The sequence below is a fragment of the Ligilactobacillus sp. MP3 genome (assembly GCF_024436335.1).
Taxonomy (GTDB): Bacteria; Bacillota; Bacilli; order Lactobacillales; family Lactobacillaceae; genus Ligilactobacillus; species Ligilactobacillus salivarius.
Genome location: NZ_JANFQI010000028.1, coordinates 1 through 1079, shown reverse-complemented (window position 1 = coordinate 1079; position 1079 = coordinate 1). Strand labels below are relative to the sequence as shown.

The following is a 1079-nucleotide window of genomic DNA, read 5'->3' as shown; positions in this document are numbered from 1 at the left end:
GCTATTCAAAATTATCAAAAAGCGTGGAAGATGTTTAGAAAAGTACATTCATCTGGTACACCTAAGTTCCATAAAAAGAGTTACCGTTTGAGTTATCAAACTAATGCTCAATATGGTAAAGATGCTAAAATGGACGTTTATTCTGCTAGCGTAAAATTTCTTGATAAGAATCATATTAGTTTGCCTAAATTAGGTAGATTAAGAGTATCTGGTTCTCACCGTCGTATTATTGACAATAAAGATGATATTAGAATCGGTACTGTTACTATCTCTAAAGATACAGCTGATAGATATTTCGTATCAATGCAATTAGGCTCTGATACACCATTTGTAAAGAAATTAGCTAAAACTAATTCTCAAGTTGGTGTTGATTTGAATACAGAGAATTTTTTGACCGATAGTTTTGGTAAAGTGGTAGCTAATCCACGTTATTACCGTACTATTAAAGGTAAAATAGCTAAAGCTCAAAAAGTATTATCTAGAAGGCAAAGAAGAGCTAAAAAAGAAAAACGTTCTTTACGTGATAGTAAAAATTACCAAAAACAAAGAGTTTTAGTAGCTAAGCTCCATGACAGAGTGCGCAATCAACGTAATAACTTTTTGAATCATGTTACTACTGCACTTATCAATAACCACGATTTGGTGGTAGTAGAAAATTTGAGAAGTAAAAATATGCTCAAGAATCACGCTTTAGCTATGTCTATATCCGATGTAGGCTGGAGAAGCTTTTTACAGAAATTGGATTATAAAGCTAATTTGTATAACAGAACAGTTATATCAGTTAATCCTAAAAATACAACACAGACTTGTTATGCTTGTGGCTTTATAATGGGAACAAATGGAACTGATAAGTTGAATCTCAAGGATAGAGAATGGACTTGCCCTAATTGTCATGAACACCATATTAGAGATTGGAATGCAGCTAAAAATATTCTAGCTAAAGGATTAGACAAGTTAGAAAAACCAAAAAACTTAGCTAAAGCTAAGTAAAGGGTGCGTTTGGCAGCTCGCGCCACCCGTATATTATTGTATACAAAGTGCTGTGGTAAATTGATGTGTAAGACGTAAGTATCTTTTTT

Annotated in this window: 1 protein-coding gene; it reads left to right on the top strand. The window is 32.9% G+C overall.

The annotated features are described in order from the left end of the window. Positions 1 to 990 (top strand): transposase (locus tag NOU10_RS09180; protein WP_255906659.1); only part of this gene is annotated, 990 nt, incomplete at its 5' end. Positions 991 to 1079: the final 89 nt, after the last annotated feature.